Genomic DNA, 1,601 nt, shown 5'->3' on the forward strand with positions numbered 1-1,601 from the left:
GCCAGCGATTCCCGTATAAGGGCAAGCACCTTGCCGTCAGCACGCTGCTCTGCCTCTGTAAAAGGTAGGGGCGTGATGACATGCTTGAAGTATTTTATGGGCCACTCAAGTTCATGCAGCACATAGTGCAATGTATACAACAAGGTTTGCGAATCAGATTCAAAGCCCACATATCCCCTGTGCAGCGCGCCCTGAAGCTCTTTGTTTCTGGTGAAAAAAGTGTTCTCGCCATTGGCGCAAAGGGTATAGCCCTGAAGAAAAAAAGGATGGGCCGCATAGCGCACAATGTCATAATTGGTGTTCTGGCGGCACTGGACCACAATATTTTTTGCGGTCAGACGTTCATCATCATTCCAGAGACGAAAGTAGGTGGCGATATCTGCCGGGTCGCCTATTTCTTTCAGTGTCAACGTATCAGGCCAGAAAGAATAGACAAAGCCGTCATTATTTTTTGCCAGCAAGGCCCGCAAAGCAAGCCGCGTATCAAGCAGCAGTTCATCGCGGTCCTGTTGCGTTCGATAGCGATATATTTCCGGATAATCATAATTCCTGAATACATAACGGGGCATGGCCTCTACCTTGAGGCCCGGTTGCCTGTTTACATCAGGAACCCACTGGGCCATCTGCACAAAACCTTTTTCTTCCATAAAATCATTGGCAAGCTGCACACCCTGAGGCGTACAGGCCAGAGAAAGCAGGGGCTTGTCCTTATAATGGCTGAACACCCCTTCCAGATCCTGCATGATCATAGCAAAGCCGGAATTGTCGTGCCCTTCCTGCTGCGGCAACATAAGATTGAGTGCCACGGAGGGCGGTACCGGCGTGCTGCTCTTGATAGCGCCTATTCTGCACATCGTTGTAACCTCGGTAAAAAGTGTCGCGAAAAGACCGGTCCGCAATACGCGGCAACCGCAACACTCATGTGTACACACAATGGATGATCAGGGTGAAAGCCCTGTGGAAACACCATAAGGCGCAACCGCAAGGCTGTGAGCGAACTTCGATTTCTGCGGCTGGCAGCAGCCGGGCAACCCTGGAGGGGTGCCGAAACCTTACTGGCGGGTAGTGTCGGTCACGCTAAGGGGGGAGTGCAAGATTGCTACAAACGTCCCTGACAGGCAAGAATTTATCTTCAAAAATGTGAAAAAATTTTAACATACTTAAATAATTTAAATTAATCATCATTCAACAAAAAGTTCAACTGTACATACCCGCGGTACAGCCGGATATGACTGAAGCGGCTGTTCATTTACATTGGCAAAGACACATCGAGCTTGGCGCATCTGGCGCAAACGATGTCATATGCATGAAAATCAAAGGCCGCCCTCACAGGCGGCCTTTGATTTTCATGCATATGACGCTAAAGGATAAAGACTATTCCGTGGCAGCAAGCAAGGCTTCGCATCCATTTTGTACCTGCTGTTTTTCAGTGGCGGCAATAGCCTTTTGCAGACTGCCGACAGGCAAGGTCGCAAGCGCTGCCACCACATCCTGATCAAAACCCTGATCACGCTTGCGCAGGACAATGGCCTCCTGAGGGTCCATACCCGCCCGGTATGAACGAGGGAGGACCATTGCGCAAAGCGCGGTAGCAACAGCCA

Annotated in this window: 1 protein-coding gene and 1 pseudogene; both read right to left on the reverse strand. The window is 50.3% G+C overall.

Annotated elements, in window-relative coordinates; all coding sequences use genetic code 11:
- Nucleotides 1–806, reverse strand: an 806-nt coding sequence (locus QZ377_RS11765; RefSeq protein ID WP_291441331.1) for a glutamate synthase, incomplete at its 3' end; no start/stop codon positions are given.
- A gap of 568 nt (nt 807–1,374) precedes the next feature.
- Nucleotides 1,375–1,601: pseudogene (locus QZ377_RS11770) on the reverse strand (histidine kinase); the annotation flags it as partial.

Source organism: Desulfovibrio sp. (assembly GCF_019424165.1).
Classification (GTDB): Bacteria; Desulfobacterota; Desulfovibrionia; order Desulfovibrionales; family Desulfovibrionaceae; genus Desulfovibrio.